This window comes from Streptomyces sp. YIM 130001, assembly GCF_003574445.1.
Taxonomy (GTDB): Bacteria; Actinomycetota; Actinomycetes; order Streptomycetales; family Streptomycetaceae; genus Streptomyces.
The window spans coordinates 30,329-45,059 of record NZ_KZ984567.1; the positions used below are offsets into that span (position 1 = coordinate 30,329).

Annotated in this window: 14 protein-coding genes; 8 read left to right on the forward strand and 6 right to left on the reverse strand. The window is 71.1% G+C overall.

Annotation, left to right across the window (positions count from 1 at the left end; genetic code table 11):
* The first annotated feature begins 61 nt into the window (after window positions 1–61).
* The 4 genes from DSC45_RS29510 to DSC45_RS29525 are packed head-to-tail and all read left to right on the forward strand — an operon-like array spanning window position 62 to window position 4,750.
* A complete protein-coding gene (locus tag DSC45_RS29510) occupies window positions 62–1,204 on the forward strand; it encodes a polyprenyl synthetase family protein (protein ID WP_162929381.1) in 1,143 nt (380 codons plus the stop codon).
* Window positions 1,201–2,751 carry a phytoene desaturase gene (locus tag DSC45_RS29515; protein ID WP_119295047.1) on the forward strand — a complete coding sequence of 517 codons (1,551 nt, stop codon included), beginning with the start codon at window positions 1,201–1,203 and terminating at the stop codon, window positions 2,749–2,751. Before DSC45_RS29510 ends, DSC45_RS29515 begins: the two co-directional genes overlap by 4 nt.
* Window positions 2,748–3,746, forward strand: coding sequence for a phytoene/squalene synthase family protein (locus DSC45_RS29520; protein WP_119295048.1), 999 nt, complete (start codon window positions 2,748–2,750; stop codon window positions 3,744–3,746). The genes DSC45_RS29515 and DSC45_RS29520 overlap by 4 nt, the downstream gene beginning before the upstream one ends.
* The gene (locus tag DSC45_RS29525) at window positions 3,743–4,750 is read left to right on the forward strand and encodes a DUF5914 domain-containing protein (protein ID WP_240434915.1); all 1,008 of its coding nucleotides are present in this window, start codon (window positions 3,743–3,745) and stop codon (window positions 4,748–4,750) included. Before DSC45_RS29520 ends, DSC45_RS29525 begins: the two co-directional genes overlap by 4 nt.
* 26 nt (window positions 4,751–4,776) lie before the next feature.
* On the opposite strand, the gene DSC45_RS29530 is transcribed toward DSC45_RS29525, so the two are convergent.
* From DSC45_RS29530 to DSC45_RS29550, 4 genes are all read right to left on the reverse strand, one after another.
* A complete protein-coding gene (locus DSC45_RS29530) occupies window positions 4,777–6,330 on the reverse strand; it encodes an FAD-dependent oxidoreductase (protein WP_119295050.1) in 1,554 nt (517 codons plus the stop codon).
* Window positions 6,327–7,061 carry a methyltransferase domain-containing protein gene (locus DSC45_RS29535; protein ID WP_119295051.1) on the reverse strand — a complete coding sequence of 245 codons (735 nt, stop codon included), beginning with the start codon at window positions 7,059–7,061 and terminating at the stop codon, window positions 6,327–6,329. The genes DSC45_RS29530 and DSC45_RS29535 overlap by 4 nt, the downstream gene beginning before the upstream one ends.
* On the reverse strand, window positions 7,058–8,278 hold the full coding sequence (locus tag DSC45_RS29540; RefSeq protein ID WP_119295052.1) for a lycopene cyclase family protein: 1,221 nt from the start codon (window positions 8,276–8,278) through the stop codon (window positions 7,058–7,060). Before DSC45_RS29540 ends, DSC45_RS29535 begins: the two co-directional genes overlap by 4 nt.
* Before the next feature lie 436 nt (window positions 8,279–8,714).
* Entirely contained in the window at window positions 8,715–9,713 is a 999-nt protein-coding gene (locus DSC45_RS29550; protein ID WP_119295054.1) for a MerR family transcriptional regulator, read from the reverse strand.
* A gap of 170 nt (window positions 9,714–9,883) precedes the next feature.
* Between DSC45_RS29550 and DSC45_RS29555 the strand changes: the two genes are divergently transcribed.
* From DSC45_RS29555 to DSC45_RS29570, 4 genes are all read left to right on the forward strand, one after another.
* Window positions 9,884–10,573, forward strand: a complete 690-nt coding sequence (locus tag DSC45_RS29555; protein ID WP_119295055.1) for an RNA polymerase sigma factor — start codon at window positions 9,884–9,886, stop codon at window positions 10,571–10,573.
* A gap of 413 nt (window positions 10,574–10,986) precedes the next feature.
* Window positions 10,987–12,264 (forward strand): alpha/beta hydrolase family protein, encoded by a 1,278-nt coding sequence (locus DSC45_RS29560; protein WP_240434916.1) that lies wholly within the window; start codon window positions 10,987–10,989, stop codon window positions 12,262–12,264.
* A 140-nt stretch (window positions 12,265–12,404) separates the two neighbouring features.
* Window positions 12,405–12,803 carry a hypothetical protein gene (locus DSC45_RS29565; RefSeq protein WP_162929382.1) on the forward strand — a complete coding sequence of 133 codons (399 nt, stop codon included), beginning with the start codon at window positions 12,405–12,407 and terminating at the stop codon, window positions 12,801–12,803.
* Window positions 12,800–13,024 (forward strand): helix-turn-helix transcriptional regulator, encoded by a 225-nt coding sequence (locus tag DSC45_RS29570; RefSeq protein WP_240434917.1) that lies wholly within the window; start codon window positions 12,800–12,802, stop codon window positions 13,022–13,024. The genes DSC45_RS29565 and DSC45_RS29570 overlap by 4 nt, the downstream gene beginning before the upstream one ends.
* 1 nt (window position 13,025) lies before the next feature.
* On the opposite strand, the gene DSC45_RS29575 is transcribed toward DSC45_RS29570, so the two are convergent.
* Both DSC45_RS29575 and DSC45_RS29580 read right to left on the reverse strand, forming a co-directional pair.
* The gene (locus DSC45_RS29575) at window positions 13,026–13,946 is read right to left on the reverse strand and encodes a CPBP family intramembrane glutamic endopeptidase (RefSeq protein WP_119295058.1); all 921 of its coding nucleotides are present in this window, start codon (window positions 13,944–13,946) and stop codon (window positions 13,026–13,028) included.
* 197 nt (window positions 13,947–14,143) lie between these two features.
* Complete coding sequence (locus DSC45_RS29580; RefSeq protein WP_240434918.1) at window positions 14,144–14,467, reverse strand: hypothetical protein; 324 nt, start codon at window positions 14,465–14,467, stop codon at window positions 14,144–14,146.
* Window positions 14,468–14,731: the final 264 nt, after the last annotated feature.

A 14,731-nucleotide genomic window follows, 5' to 3' on the forward strand; every position in this document is an offset into this window, starting at 1 on the left:
ATCCAGACAGGGGCACCCGGCCGAAGCAATGGAGTTGCAGGAGAGCGAGAAAGGGTTGTGCATGCTGGGACTACGGCTCACCGTGACCGAACCCGTCAGGCCGGTCGACGGCCCGCTCACCGGCCGTGACGCGGCCCGGGCGGTGGAGGCGGAGCTCGAGCGCATCCTCGACGAGGGGATGAGGCACGCCCGCGCGGTGGACCCGGTGTTCGCCCGCGACGTCGCTGACCGTGTCGCTTCTTTGGTCCTGCACGGCGGAAAGCGCCTGCGCACGGCGTTCGCGTGGTGCGGATGGCGTGCCTCCGGCGGATCGGGGGACGCCAGGGCCGTCCTGCGCACCGGTGCTGCCCTCGAACTCGTCCAGGCCTGCGCGCTCATCCACGACGACGTGATGGACGGATCGCCGGTACGTCGCGGCGCGCCGGCCGTGCACGTACAAATGGCGCGCATGCACCAGGCCGACCGTATGACGGGGCCGCCCGAGACGTTCGCGACCTCGGCGGCCATACTCGCCGGAGATCTGGCCCTGGCCTGGGCGGACGACCTGTTGACCGAGACGGCGCTGGGTTCGCCGCACGGCCTGGACCTGCTCCGCGAGTGGCAGGCCATGCGGACCGAGATGGTCGCCGGACAGTACCGGGACATTCGCGCGCAGGCCACGGGCGCGTCCGGCGTCGACGAGGCGGTCGTCATCGCCACCCTCAAGAGCGCCTTGTACACGGTCGAGCGACCGCTCACGTTGGGTGCGTCCCTGGCCGGCGCGGACAGCGCTGCGCTGAACGCGCTGCGCTCCGCGGGGCGTTGTGCCGGCCTCGCGTTCCAACTCCGCGACGACGTGCTCGGCACTTTCGGTGACCCGGACCTGACCGGCAAGCCGGTCGACGACGACCTCCGCACCCGCAAGCTCACTTACCTGCTCGCCGTCGGCTCCCGGCTGGCCGAATCCTCCGGTGACGAAGAGGCCGCGGAACTGCTCGCCCCGGGTTCGCCCTCCGTATCCGACGAGACGGTGCGCCGGATGCGTACGGCACTGGAGCGGACGGGAGCCCGGTCCGTCGTCGAGTCGGAGATCGCTGAGCTCGCCGCGACGAGCCTGCGGCACTTCGATCGGACCGGCGCCACCCCTGCGCTGCGACGGGAGTACGCGGCACTGGTCGAGATGGCCTCCGGCGTCGCGCCACGTCCGACCGGGGAGGCGGCGTGAGGACCGTTCCGGGTGTCACGGACCACGTGGTCGTGGTGGGCGCCGGGCTTTCCGGTCTGGCCTGTGCTCTGCATCTGCGGGGTGCCGGCCGCCGCGTGACGGTCGTCGAACGGGACGACGGCCCGGGCGGCCGGGCGGGCCGCGCTCGCCTGGGCGGCTACGAACTCGACACGGGACCCACGGTCCTGACGATGCCGCACCTGGCGGACGAGGCGTTCGCAGCCGTGGGCGACCGCCTCGACCGCCATGTCGAGCTGACCGCCCTGCATCCCGCCTACCGAGCCTGCTTCGCGGACGGCAGCTCGCTCGACGTGCATACCGACGGCGAGGCCATGGAGGCCGAGGTCAGGCGGTTCGCCGGACCGTCCGAGGCCGCCGGCTACCGCGAACTGCGTACGTGGCTGCAGCAGTTGTACCGGGCTCAGATGCGGCGGTTCATCGACACGAACTTCGACTCGCCCTTCCAGTTGCTGCACCCTGATCTGGCCCGGCTGGCGGCACTGGGCGGCTTTGGCCGTCTGGACCGGCGGATCGGCCGCTTCCTCACCGACTCCCGTCTGCGCCGGGTCTTCTCCTTCCAGGCTCTGTACGCCGGCGTCGCCCCGGCCAGGGCACTCGCGGCGTACGCGGTGATCGCCTATATGGACACCGTGGCCGGCGTCTGGTTCCCCAAGGGCGGCATGCACGCGCTGCCCCGTGGCATGGCGGACGCGGCGGCCGCCGCGGGGGTCGAGTTCCGCTGGTCGAGCGAGGTGACCGCGATGGAGCGGTCGGGGGGCCGCGTCGGTGCCGTCCAGCTGGCCTCCGGCGAACGCGTTCCCTGTGACGCCGTGGTCCTGACGTCCGAACTGCCCGCTGCACACCGGCTCCTGGGACGAGCGCCCCAGCGCCCCGTACGGCTGCGCCACTCACCGTCCGCCGTGGTCCTGCATGCCGGTACGGACCGCACCTGGCCCGGACTGGCCCACCACACCCTGTCGTTCGGAGCCGCCTGGGAGCGCACCTTCGAGGAACTCACCCGCACCGGCGAGTTGATGAGCGACCCGTCTCTGCTGATCACTCGGCCGACCGCGCATGATCCGGGCTTGGCTCCGCCGGGCAGGCATCTGCACTACATCCTGGCGCCCTGCCCGAACACCGAGTTGGGCCCCTCGGGTGCTCAGTGGCGCGATCTGGGGCCGCGCTATCGCGACAGCCTGGTGCGCGAGCTGGAGCGCCGCGGGCTCGACGGGTTCGCGGCCAGTGTGCAGGAGGAACTGCTGGTGACTCCGCTGGACTGGGCGGCGCAGGGGCATACGGCGGGCAGCCCCTTCTCGGTGTCCCACACCTTCGCTCAGACGGGTCCGTTCCGCCCGCGCAACATGGTCCGCGGGCTGGAGAACGTGGTGCTGGCGGGCTGCGGCACCACCCCCGGTGTCGGTGTGCCGACGGTGCTCATCAGCGGCAAGCTCGCAGCAGCACGCGTCACGGGTGGGGCTCCCGTCGAGCGTCGGGTGCGGGCGCGTCCGGCAGCGCGCGGTGCCATCGACCGCGGAGGACTCTCATGACCCGTCGTGAACTGGATGCGGCAGGCATCACCGATCCCGCGCTGCGTGCCGCCTACGCCGAGTGCCGCAGACTCAACGCCCTCCACGGCAAGAGCTACTTCCTGGCCACCCGGCTGCTTCCCGTGGAGCGCAGACCCGCCGTGCACGCTCTGTACGGCTTCGCCCGTTGGGCCGACGACATCGTGGACGAAATCGACCGGAGCCGATCCCTCGAGCAACGCGACCATCTGCTGCGGCGTCTGGAGAGCGACCTCGCGTACGGGCTGCGCACCGGAGCGGGTGAGGAGCCGGTCGTCAGGGCGGTCGCCGACACCGCCGCCCGGTACGACATCGGACACTCGCTGTTCGCGGACTTCCTGGCCTCGATGCGCAGTGACCTGCACGTCACGGACTACCCGACCTACGCCGACCTGCGGGGCTACATGCACGGCTCGGCCGAGGTGATCGGGCTGCAGATGCTGCCCGTCCTCGGAACCGTCGTCCCCCGCGAGGAGGCGGCACCGCACGCGGCGGCACTCGGGGTGGCCTTCCAGCTCACCAACTTCTTGCGGGATGTCGGCGAGGACCTGGACCGCGGCCGCGTCTACCTCCCTGCCGATCTGCTCGCCGCGCACGGCGTGGACCGGCCGCTGCTGGAGTGGAGCCGCCGCACGGGCCGTACCGACCGGCGCATCTCCGCGGCCTTCGCGGCCGCGGAGAACCTGACGAGGAGGGTGTATCTGACCGCGGAAGCAGGCATCCCCATGCTCGACCCACAAACGCGCCCCTGCATTCGCACCGCGTTCACTCTCTACGGAGGGATCCTCGACGCCATCGCGGATCAGGGGTACCCGGTCCTGCAACGCCGTGCGGTGGTCTCCCGCGGGCGGCGCGCAGCGACGGCAGCGGCCGGAGTCGCCCAGATCGCCCGCGCACGATGGCGTGCCGCCCGCATCGAGCGTCGTGCGCACCGCACCGCCGTCGCCCCGCTCCGGTGGAAGGGACCAGTCAAGTGAGTGAGCGAGCCAACCGGGCCCGTTGGACACCGCCCTTGCGCAGGCGACGGCGGTCGGACTGGGCGAGCCAGACACCGACGTGGCGGGAGGCCCGCCCAGCTCTGATCGCCGACGCGCTCAAGCGGGCCACTGCCCGCCCCTGCGGCAACTGGTACGTCGTCGGGGCCTCCCGCGACGTGCGCGCCGGGGGCCGACCCTGCGGCCGCACGGTGGGCGGGGTGGAGATCGTGCTGTGGCGCACGGAGACCGGCACGCTGCATGCGGGTCCGGGGATCTGCCCGCATCTCGGTGCACCTCTGCGGGACAGCCGGGTGGTGTGCGGGACGTTGGTGTGCCATTGGCACGGACTGGCCCTGGACGGTGGGTCGTTCGGGGGGTGGAGCCCCTACCCGGTGCACGACGACGGTGTCCTGGTCTGGGTGCGGTTGGACTCGGTCGGTGGCGAAGAGCCGTCACAGCGCCCGATGGTGCCGGTGCGGCCGAAGGCGGGCGGCTCGGTGGACGCCGTGTTCACCGCCGTCGGGCGCTGCGAGCCGCAGGACGTGGTCGCCAACCGGCTCGACCCGTGGCACGGTTCCTGGTTCCACCCCTACTCCTTCGTCGACCTGACGGTGAAGCGGCCACCGGTGGGTGAGGAGGACGACGTGTTCGTCGTCGACGTCTCCTTCCGGGTGACTGACCGTCTGGTAGTGCCGGTCCAGGCGGAGTTCAGCGCTCCGGGCCCTCGTACGGTGATCATGCGCATCACTGAGGGCGAGGGCGCCACGTCGGTGGTGGAGACGCATGCCACGCCCCTGACCGGGGCGTCTGACGGTCGGCCACGGACCGCCGTGATCGAGGCCGTCATCGCCGCTTCGGACCGCCGTGGCTTCGCGCTGGCACAGACCGTGGCGCCCGTCTTGCGACCCCTGATGCGCCGGACCGCGGGCAGGCTGTGGCGTGACGATCTCGCCTACGCGGAGCGGCGCTGGGCGCTTCGCAGCGTGGGCCGATTCCCGGGGTGACTGCGGCGCGGAGTGTCCCGCAGTTCTCAGCGGTTCTCGATTCGGCTGAGGGCGCGTAGCGCCGCGGAACGGCCGGCTCGGGGAACCGTCCACAGAGTCTGTGCGCGTACGCCCCACTCTGTGAGCAGGGTTCCGGCCGCCAGGAAGCCGGTGGTGGCGGCGCGTTCCATCAACGCCACGGGCAGGTCGCTGCGGATTGCGTCTCCTGCCAAGGTGATCCTCGGGTGGGGAGTGCGCACCGTTGGCCGCCGGGCGTGGGATCCGACCGGAAAGAAGGCGCAGTCGGCTCGCCATTCGTGTCGGGAGTCCAGGATCCGGGCTTCTCGTGTCTCCGGGTACACACGGTGCAGGCTCTCGATCAGGCGGTTCTGCACGGTCTCGGGTGCCGATCCCGCGGCGACCGCGTAGGCGTGCAGTTCCACCACGGCGCCGCCGTTGCGGGAGGCCCAGCGTGCGGCCTCCTCCTCGTAGTGGTTGAGGACGCTGACGTTGTCGAGGCCGTCGTAGCCGCTGGTGCCGAGGAATCCGGGGCGGTCGGCGCGGACCGGCCGGTCGAGCCAGAGCCGGGAGACGAGGAACGGCGGGGCGGTTGCCAGATGGGCGACGTCGTCGCGCCAGGAGGCGGTGCCGAGGTCGGGTGACGCGGCGATCACGTCGCGCAGCGCTCCGGGGTCGAGGGCGAGCACGGCGGCGTCGTACTGGTCGAGGGCGTTGTCGGTGCGCACCGTCACTCCCCCGGCGTCGTCGGGGTGTACGCCGCGCAGTGGTGTGCCGGTGCGGATGTCCGCGCCGAGGCGCTGGACGTAGTCGCCGAGCGGCTCCCAAAGGGCTTGTGGGAAAGGCTCGTTCGGTACGTCGAAGAGCAACCCCTCCGCCGAGCCGAGGAAATAGATGTGGAACATGAGCAGCAGTTCGGCGGCGGAAAGTTCGCTCGGGTCGGCGAAGAAGCTGCGGGAGAAGACCTCGAAGGCGAGGTGATGCGCGGCTTCGGGGAAGCGGACGCGTTCCAGGAACGTCGTGGCGCTCATGTCGTCGAAGCGGTCGTACACCGCGGGCACGCGGACGTCGAGGAGCGGGAGTGCCGCGCGGGCGTCTATCGAGGCGAGGTCGCGCCATCCGAAGGTGGGGCTCGAGGCGGCGAAGCCGAGTGCGCTGAGCGGTGGTGTGCGCGGGACGCGGGCGAAGCTGTCGGTCAGTCCGCCGCTGTGCCGCAGCGGGTAGTCGGGCAGCGGCCGGAGGCGGTCGAGTCCGGGATCGGTGCGCCGCAGCAGTCCGCGCAGGTTGTAGTACTGACGGAAGAAGGCGTGGAAGCCGCGGCTCATGGTCACCTGGGAGCCGTCGGACAGCCGGGTGCGCCAGCCGGCGAGGCGTCCGCCCAGTGCCTCCTCGCGTTCGTAGAGCGTGACGCGGGCGCCTCGTTCGGCCAGCAGGGTGGCCGCCGCGAGCCCGGCGATCCCGCCGCCGGCGACGGCGACGCGGGGTGCGTCCCAGGGGTCGAAACGCTCTCGCCCCGGCGGGGGCACGATGGTCTCCGCCTTTCGGTCCCGTCCTCGTCGGGCGGTCCGGCGGCCGGCGCTCATCGGGCGTCCGCGGGCTGTCGGGTGGCGGCGCCTTGCGAGGCCAGGAAGGTGTGCACGATGCCGGTCTGCCATCCGGCGACGGGGGCGGCCCGTACGCCGGTGAAGCCCGCAGCCGTGAGGCGGTCGGTGAAGGCGGGAGCGGTGTCGAACTCGAGGACGCTGCGCCACAGGTGCCGGTAGAGACTCTGGTCGCCGCTCAATGAGCCCGCGGGGATGATGATGCCGTGGCACACGGCCGTCCACAGAGCACGGTGGGTGGCGGAGCCGCTGAGGCTGTATTCGTGGACGGCGAGCCGGCCGCCCGGTCGCAGCAGCGATCTGACGGCTCTGAGCACGCGGTCCGGGTCGGTGACGTTGCGGAACAGGTAGGCGGCGAACACCGCGTCGTACGCCCCTTCCGTCGTCGTGGCCACTTCTTCGGCTGTCTGGTGCCGGAACTGCACGTGAGCGGGCCAGGGTTTGGCCCGTGCGCGGCGCAGCATGCCGGTGGAGGCGTCGACGGCCGTGATCCGGGCTCGGGGCGCGGCTCGGAGGAGCGCACGGGTGGACGTGCCGGTGCCGCAGCCAAGGTCCAGCACGTGCAGACCGGCGCCTGCCCGGGGCAGCTGGAGGCGTCGCGCCGAACGCAGCAGGTCGGTGCGGTAGCCGGGGTTGAGGGCGGTCAGCCGATCGTAGGTGTGTGAGGCGTGGTCGAAGGCGCGTGCCAGATCCTGGTCGCGGAGCAGTGTCATCGGCGGCTTTCTCCGGCTGATGGGGCGGACGGCGAACGGCGGGGCAGGAACGGCAGTTCGACGGCGGTTCGGAGCATGGGTCCCACGGGGGTACGCAGTCCGATGCTCCATTCCTCCCACAGCGAGGTGTCACCGTCGAGGAAGCGCAGCAGTCGTTCGGGCGGGACGCGGCGGAACAGGTCCGTGAAGAAGTCGGGGCCGTTGATGCGGCCGGTGTCGAGGGCTCGCAGCAGCACGGCGTCCATGGCGAGCGCCCGCCGCCCGTGGGGCGGGGGCGCCGCCATGCGTCCCGCGAGCAGGGCGGAAGCGATCGCCCTGCTCTGGCGCTGCACGGCGGCGAAGGTGTAGCCGGTCGCCGGCCTGGTGGCTCCGCCGGCGGTTCCGATCCGGTGGACGGCCGGTCCGGCCCGTCGGGCGAAGTGCGCGTCGGTCATGGGAATCACGCCCTGCTCCGCCGAGTCGACCGTGTAGCCGTCGAGCCGCAGGGTGTCGCGGCAGTAGCGCACCAGGGCGGCTTCGTACGCCTCGGTGGTCAGCGGCGTCCGCGAGAACTCGGTGTACTCGACGAGCGCACGGTCGGGCGACAGGGGCAGTACGTAGCCGAAGGCGAGCCCATGGCGCGGTTGCGGCACCCGGAAGTCCATGAGGTCGGCGACCTCGGGATCGAACCTGTCCGTCCCGGTGTGCACGTACCAGCCGCGGAAGTGCTGCAGGAGTCGTGTCCGGGCGGGCGGCAGGGTGCGCCTCGGCCGGGAGTCGAAGACCTGTCGCGCGCGGAGCGACAGCGTCGTGCCGTCGGCGCTCGTGCAGTGCACTTCCGCGCCGTCGGCCGTGTCGCGCACCGTGTCGGCCGTCGCGCGCAGGACGCGTACGCCGCAGGCGTCGAGCCGGGAGCGCACCAGCCGTTCGAAGTCCGTGGACCGCAGCATGCGGTACGTCAGCGGCGCGGGGTCAACGGTGACCGCGCGGCCATCGGTGCCGTGCACGCGCAGCCTGGCCCAGGAGGCGCTGACCGCCTCGTCGAGGTCGGAGGTGTCATCGGCCCAGTAACACCAGGTGCGTTCGGGGGGACGCAGGGGTCCGTCGGGGGCCTCGACGAGGGTGACGGTGGGCGAGGTGGGTGCGGTCAGCCGGTGGGCGAGGCTGAGTCCGGCCGCGCCGCCGCCGACGATGACCACGTCGCAGGACTCCGCTGAGGTACGGGCTTGTCGGCTCACCTGGCGGGCCGCTCGAAGAAGGGCGCTCCGTCCGGAGCACTACACGCGACGGTGAGCGCGGCCCGGCGGTTGGCGGACGCTGACGGCAGGGCGGTGTTCCGGGATGTGGTCAGCGATGATGCACAGGCCGGCCGGAGCGTCTGGGTGGGCCTGGACGTTCCGGGCGATGCCTGGGGCGTCTCGTCCCGTGGGCCCGGCGGGCTCGCCGCCACCGCCAAGGCCGGCTCGGCGATGAGCGCACCGCCGGGGGAACCGGCGGTGGCGGCCGTCAGCGCGCGCTCGGCGTTGAGATCCACACTCCACTCCCTCTCACCGGGGGATCATCGGCTCTTCTCGTCGATGGTGTGTTCCGTCCGCCCTGGACGCACGGATGCAGTTTCGGGACTTGTCCGCGGCGGCCGGCACCACCCCTGTGTACCCGACGTGCGGCACGGCATCACCCCCGCACCGCGGATTCGATCGCCGCGACGGCCTCCGCCAACCCTGGTGGGTCTGGCAACCCGGGTGTGGTCTGCCCGGCCCAGCCCGGGCCGAGGGTGAGGACGAGCGGCTTTCTGCGGGCACCACGCACCCCCCATTCGATGGCCGCGACGTGCTGGGCCAGAGGGCGGCTGGCCGTGGTGCGGGACTGGGCCCACAGCCCCACCGCGGCCGGACCGGTCCTGCGGACCGCGACGACGAGGGACTCCACGGGCAGCGAGCCGCCGAACACGCGGATCGGCAGGCCCCGTTCGGCCAGTGCGGCGGCCAGTACCTCGAGCGGCAGGGTGTGGTTCTCCGCGGGCGCGCACGCGAGCACGGTGCTTGCACCGGGACGATCGGCCGGTGCCTGCGGCGCGTGGCGCCTCAGCGTGCCGGAGACATGCCAGGACAGGAAGTGCTCGACCTCGACGTACCGCTCCCCCGATGTCTCCCACTTGCGGCCGACCGCCTGCAGCGTCGGCATGATCACCTTGGTCCAGGCGGCGACCAGGCCGTGCTGCTCGATCGCTCCTGCGAGCAGCTCATCCAGGCCGGCGGCGTCGAGCCGCAGGGCTGCGCGGGCGACCCCCCTGCACTCCTGGCGCGCGTCGCCGAGCGCCAATCCGGTTGCGGCTCGGTTGCGCGCGCGGGCCACCGGCCGCGGGACGAACGCGGGAGCCTGTCCGCGTGGCGATGTCCCCGCGTCGCAATCCTCGAGCGCCATTCGCGCGGCCTCGGCCGGCGGCAGGCCGGTTCCGGTCAGAGCGCACATCCGCTCCAAACGCGCCAGGTCCTCGGGCGTCCAGCGTCGGTGTCGGCCACCGGTGTGCGTGGCAGGTCCGACTCCGTAGCGGCGATCCCAGGAACGGACGGTCGTCGGCGCCACGCCCAGACGCCGCGCCACTTCGCCGGTGGTCAGCCCGCCGCTGTGTCGCACCCACGCCTCGTCGCTCGCATCGACACCCGCTTCCACGCGGCCAGCTTACGACGCACAAACGATGCATGTTGTCGGCGTCGTTCCCGTTTAACAAGACTGGATCTCACGAGCCGAGCCGAGCCGGTGGAGGCGCTCGACGCCGCCCCCACCCCTCTGCGCGACGGTCCACCATCCGCGACAGCGCAGACGGCAGGAGGAGCGAGGCGATGACCACGAACACGCACCACACTCACGTGCTCTCTCCCCCCGCACCGGGGAGCCGGTACGAGGTCGAACTGGCCCGTGGTTTCCTGGCGGCCGACGCGAACGCGTTCGCGTCCGTCTACCGGCACTGGGGCTCGCTGGTCCACGCCATGGCCGCGCGCTCGCTGGGTGACTCACACGAGGCCGAGGACGTGACGCAGCAGGTATTCCTCGGCGCCTGGCGCGGCCGAAACGGCTACCGCCCCGAGAAGGGGCCACTCGGCGGCTGGCTCGTCGGCATCGCCCGCCGCAAGATCGTCGACGCCCTCGCCGCCCGGACGAGGCGCCTGACCCTGATCGACACGGTCTCCCACGATGCGGGCTCTCGGACGCACGACGAAGGCGCGGGAGACGAGGTGTTGAACCGTGTGGTGCTGCTCGACGCACTCACCCGGCTTCCGTACAGCCAGCGCGCGGTGTTGTGCCTGGCCTTCTACCAGGACCTCACACAGGCTCAGATCGCCGAGCGCACCGGCATGCCGCTGGGCACGGTCAAGAGCCACACACGACGCGGCCTTCACCGACTGCGCGAAGCAGTCGAACAGGGCGGCGCCGACGAGACCACGGTGCCGGCACCGCTGGAGAGCTTTACCGCGCCGATCGGTGGCGGCACCCGCGCGTATGTTCCTCGCCGCCACCCTCATCCGTCGTGAGGGCGACATCGTTCCGGCTCGCGGTAGTCATCGGGTACGTCCTCGAATGTGGTGCTCGGCCTGTCCCTGCCGGCGGCACCGGCCTGGGGCGAAAGCTGTCCCGGTGGCGACCGTGCGGGGTCGTCTCGGCGCGACCCTGATGGTGTGGCTGCCGCAGCGCACGGCGCTGACCTCGAAGAGGGCACACCTCCCGCGACGATCAAAGGCGTCCGGCGGGCGGACGGCGACCGGCTCCGGGTTGCTGCTCGCACATGGGGAGCCTCGATCCGGCCACCCCAGCACGATCCTCCGCCACTGCATCGAAGGATGTAGCGCGAGCCGTTGTGCTCCTCCCTACGAGCGGGGGGCATTTCAGGGTCATCCGGGGGCCGACGGGCCGTCGTCGCGGCGCCGGCCGGGCTAGCGTCGGTTTCATGATGGGACTTCGCCACACGTCGTTCACAGCCCCCGCTCGTCGGAGCCGGCGCGGCACGCTCAGCACACTGGTCGCCGTCGCCCTGCTCGCCACCGTCGGCGGCGCGGTCGCCGCCGACGACCAGCCTGCCCCCGGCACCGATACGGCGCCGCGCGCCGAGTCCGGGCGCGGATCGCTGGTGTCCGTCACCCCGCTGGAACGGCAGGACCCAGGTCAGGTCGCTCGCGCGGTCGAGCAGTTCGTCCCCGGCGGCGCGGACACCGCACGGCACGGTGTGGCGGCGTACCGTCTGACATACCGGACCGTCACTCCGGAAGGCCGACCCACCACGGCCACCGGGCTGTTGACCCTTCCCAGCAGCGACACCCGACGGCTGACCACGGTGCTGCACAGCCACGGCACACTGGCGCACCGCGGCGACGCGCCCTCGGTCGAGGGCGCTGGCCTCGACCGGGCGGTAGCGGCGCTGTTCGCCTCGGGCGGCCGCGCCGTCGTCGCGCCGGACTACCTCGGCCTCGGCAAGGGCCCCCGAAGGCACCCGTATCTGGACACCGAGTCGGCCGTCTCCGCCTCCATGGACATGCTGCGGGCGGCCCGTTACGCGGCATCACTGCTGCACAGGTCGCTGAACGGCGACGTATTCAGCACCGGCTTCTCCCAGGGCGGGCAGGTGGCCATGGCCATGGGACGGGCGCTGAGCGAGAAGTCGAGCGGCTTGTGGCGGCTACGCGGACTGGCGCCGGTGAGCGGCCCTTACGATCTCGAGGCCAGCATGCGCAGCATCGACGACGGCCCGACCGATGCGACGACCGTGGCCTACGTGACGTACCTCCTCACGGCCCAGAATCGGCTTCACCCGCTCTACGACGCGCCTGCTGACGTTTTCCGCTCCCCTTACGCGGACTTCGCCGACGAGCTCTTCGACAGTGAGCACAAAGGCGAGGAGATCGAACGGAAGCTGCCGAAGACGGTGCCGGAACTGCTCACCGACACCTGGGCCCACCGCATCAGCCACCCCACGGGCGCCTTCCTGAAGATGCTCCGCACCAACGACACCACCTGCAAGTGGTCGCCGTCGGTGCCCGTGCGGCTGTACACGTCATCCGGGGACACCGACGTCCCGATCGCCAACACCCACAGTTGCCGGAGGCAGTTGGCCGAACACGGGGCACGCGCGGAAGTCACCGACCAAGGAACAGCCAGTCACTTCGAGGCATTTCAGCGTTCCGTGCCGGAGATCGCCCGCTGGATCGCGGCATCCCGGGGCACGGGATGAACGAGGCACACGCCGACGGCGCACCTGCGGAGACCTGTGTGCAGACCTCTGTGGAGGACGTACATCCGAAGCAGAGCCGCGCCAACTCCACGTGACAAGCTAGCTTGCCATATAGACCAGCTGACTGTACTTTCACGGTCATGACGAAACTGAGTTTGCGTGAGTGGGTGCTGGTGGTCGCCGGCACAACGGCTTTCCTCGCCGGAGCGGTGGCAGCCGGTGTGCTGTACGCGCTGGACGAGCTGCCGCCGTGGGCGGGATGGACGCTGGCCCTCGTCGCGATCAGCGGACTGCTCTCGCTGGTCGGGACGACGGTGAGGGCGATGCTGCGCGGAGACACCGAGGGCGTGGAGCGTCAGGACGCGGCCCGGGCATCGATGGTGACCGTAGTCATCATCACCGTCGCCGGACTCGCGTACGCACTCCTGGAGGCGTTCGCCGGACTGCCAAGGCTGACGGCCGCGATGCCGGCCGCCGCAGCCGTCCTGGTGTGGGTCATCGCGTTCACATGGGGACGTCCCAGCGGTGAGAAGGCATGATCTCCAATCGGCTACCCGTACTGCGTGCCGAACGCCGCTGGAGCCAGGCCGAGTTGGCGAAGCGGATCAACGTGTCGCGTCAGACGGTGGTTTCGCTGGAGAACGGCCGGTACGAGCCGACCTTGAAGATTGCCATGCGGCTCTCCGCGGTGTTCGGGCTGGCGATCGAAGAGATCTTCACGGCGGATCCGGCTGACCTCGAGCTCGTCCAAGTCGGCTGACTCATGTACCGGCCGGCGGCGGGGGCCCGGCGACGCCCTTCCCGCCGGTGGACGTGTCCGCTGCCCCATTGCCCGGTACGTCACGCCGCCGCCAGACAAGCCAGACGCCCAGTACGGCAAGGCCACTCGCCGGCCATGTCGACATACTCAGCGGCCCTGCGAACAACGGGTCGACGAGACGATCCGAGATGTGGCGGGTCAGCGGCAGGGCGAACTCGTTGAGCGACACATGTGCCGCCACGGCCGCCCACACCGACCCCGAGGCCAGCCGGACGGCGGCGATCACCGTACCGAGCAGCATGGCGGTCACGACGGCGACAGGTATGCCCAGCAGTACCGGATGGCCCGGGTAGCTCCCGCCGAGCGCGGTCATCGGCACGTGCCACGCACCCCAGACGGCGCCGCCGATCAGCAGGCCGCGCATTCTGCCGTGGCGCAGCAAGCGAGGCAATAGATAGCCCTGCCACCCGAGTTCCTCACCGAAGTACAGCGGGAGCGACACCAGTGCGCTCAGCACGAGCGGCGCGATCGTGGCGGGCCCCGGCAGGCGCTCGGGGAGATACCAGCCGGCGAACGTGGCCAGTGCCAGGCCGGCGGCTGTGAGACAGAGCGGGATCGTGAGCGCGGTCATGGCCCAGCGGATCTCGTGCCGCCACGGTGTGGCCCTGGTGAGTCCGAGTAACCGCACTGCCTCGCGCGCCCCCAAGTGACGTGCGGTGAGAGCGAAGGCGGTCAGCGCCGGCACCAGCATCATGAGGATCATGCACACCGCCGCGAGCCGCGGCGTCCCCTGCCCGGGACCGGCCCGGCGGAGACCGTCGAGCCAGAGCGGGGCCATCGCGACCCACGCTCCGACAAAACTGATCACCAGGAACAAGGCGAGATCCGTGCGCGAACTACTCGATGTGCGGGTTCGTTCCATGGCCGTGACGCTATGAAGCCCGTGGCGCCCGGGGCGATCGTGCACACTCGTCGGCCCAGGGTGTAGCACGCTCCACCGCACCGGAGGCCGATCGCGGCGCGTTCGCCCGTTGAGCCAGGAGGGAATCAGCGCGGGCTCACCATCCTGGCTCGATCTGTCCGTCCGCACGCGACCGAGATGGCCTCGCAGCGCCACGCTCAGGGGCGGACGCCACAACGGGACAGCAGGCAGAGGTTGAAGCCCTGTGTGTTGCTGGGGCCGGCGTTCTGACCACCGGAGGAATGCCCGCCGACCGAACAGGCGGACAGCAGGCAGAAGTTGCCTCCCTGGACTCCTCGGTACGCGGCCGTGTATGCCCCGGACAGCGTGGGCTCGGCGCCGGGCTGGTTCGATCGCGCTGAGTACGTCGGCGAGCCTGCCGCTTCCTGCGGTGCGGCCGCTCCGGCGGAGACGGAAGCCGATATCAACAGCGCACCGGTAGCTACGGACACGGCCCCGATTCGCTGGGCTATGGCAGTCATGTTCATGGGCACTCCAAGACTTTGTGCGGCGAACAGTTCGTCAGGAACTGTTCGGCGCCATAGCCCTGGCGGCTTGGTCGAGTCCTGAACCTCTTGCGCAACGCGGCTGTGCGCGCCGGCGAACTGCAATGCACCGCCGCCGTCGACTGTGCCCTGCGTCACAGCACCAATCCGGGGCCTTTGTGACAACGAACGACTCATGTGAAGCCCAATTGGGGCGACATCGAGTCTCCGGAGGTTGCGGACATGCAGGTCCACTCCGTC

Excerpts from the sequence above, each read along its gene's own strand:
- DSC45_RS29520 (WP_119295048.1), top strand. The coding sequence starts at position 2,748 with ATGACCCGTCGTGAACTGGATGCGGCAGGCATCACCGATCCCGCGCTG.
- DSC45_RS29555 (WP_119295055.1), top strand. The coding sequence starts at position 9,884 with ATGACCACGAACACGCACCACACTCACGTGCTCTCTCCCCCCGCACCG.
- DSC45_RS29510 (WP_162929381.1), top strand. The coding sequence starts at position 62 with ATGCTGGGACTACGGCTCACCGTGACCGAACCCGTCAGGCCGGTCGAC.
- DSC45_RS29570 (WP_240434917.1), top strand. The coding sequence starts at position 12,800 with ATGATCTCCAATCGGCTACCCGTACTGCGTGCCGAACGCCGCTGGAGC.
- DSC45_RS29580 (WP_240434918.1), bottom strand. The coding sequence starts at position 14,467 with ATGACTGCCATAGCCCAGCGAATCGGGGCCGTGTCCGTAGCTACCGGT.
- DSC45_RS29535 (WP_119295051.1), bottom strand. The coding sequence starts at position 7,061 with ATGACACTGCTCCGCGACCAGGATCTGGCACGCGCCTTCGACCACGCC.
- DSC45_RS29560 (WP_240434916.1), top strand. The coding sequence starts at position 10,987 with ATGATGGGACTTCGCCACACGTCGTTCACAGCCCCCGCTCGTCGGAGC.
- DSC45_RS29530 (WP_119295050.1), bottom strand. The coding sequence starts at position 6,330 with ATGAGCGCCGGCCGCCGGACCGCCCGACGAGGACGGGACCGAAAGGCG.
- DSC45_RS29575 (WP_119295058.1), bottom strand. The coding sequence starts at position 13,946 with ATGGAACGAACCCGCACATCGAGTAGTTCGCGCACGGATCTCGCCTTG.
- DSC45_RS29565 (WP_162929382.1), top strand. The coding sequence starts at position 12,405 with ATGACGAAACTGAGTTTGCGTGAGTGGGTGCTGGTGGTCGCCGGCACA.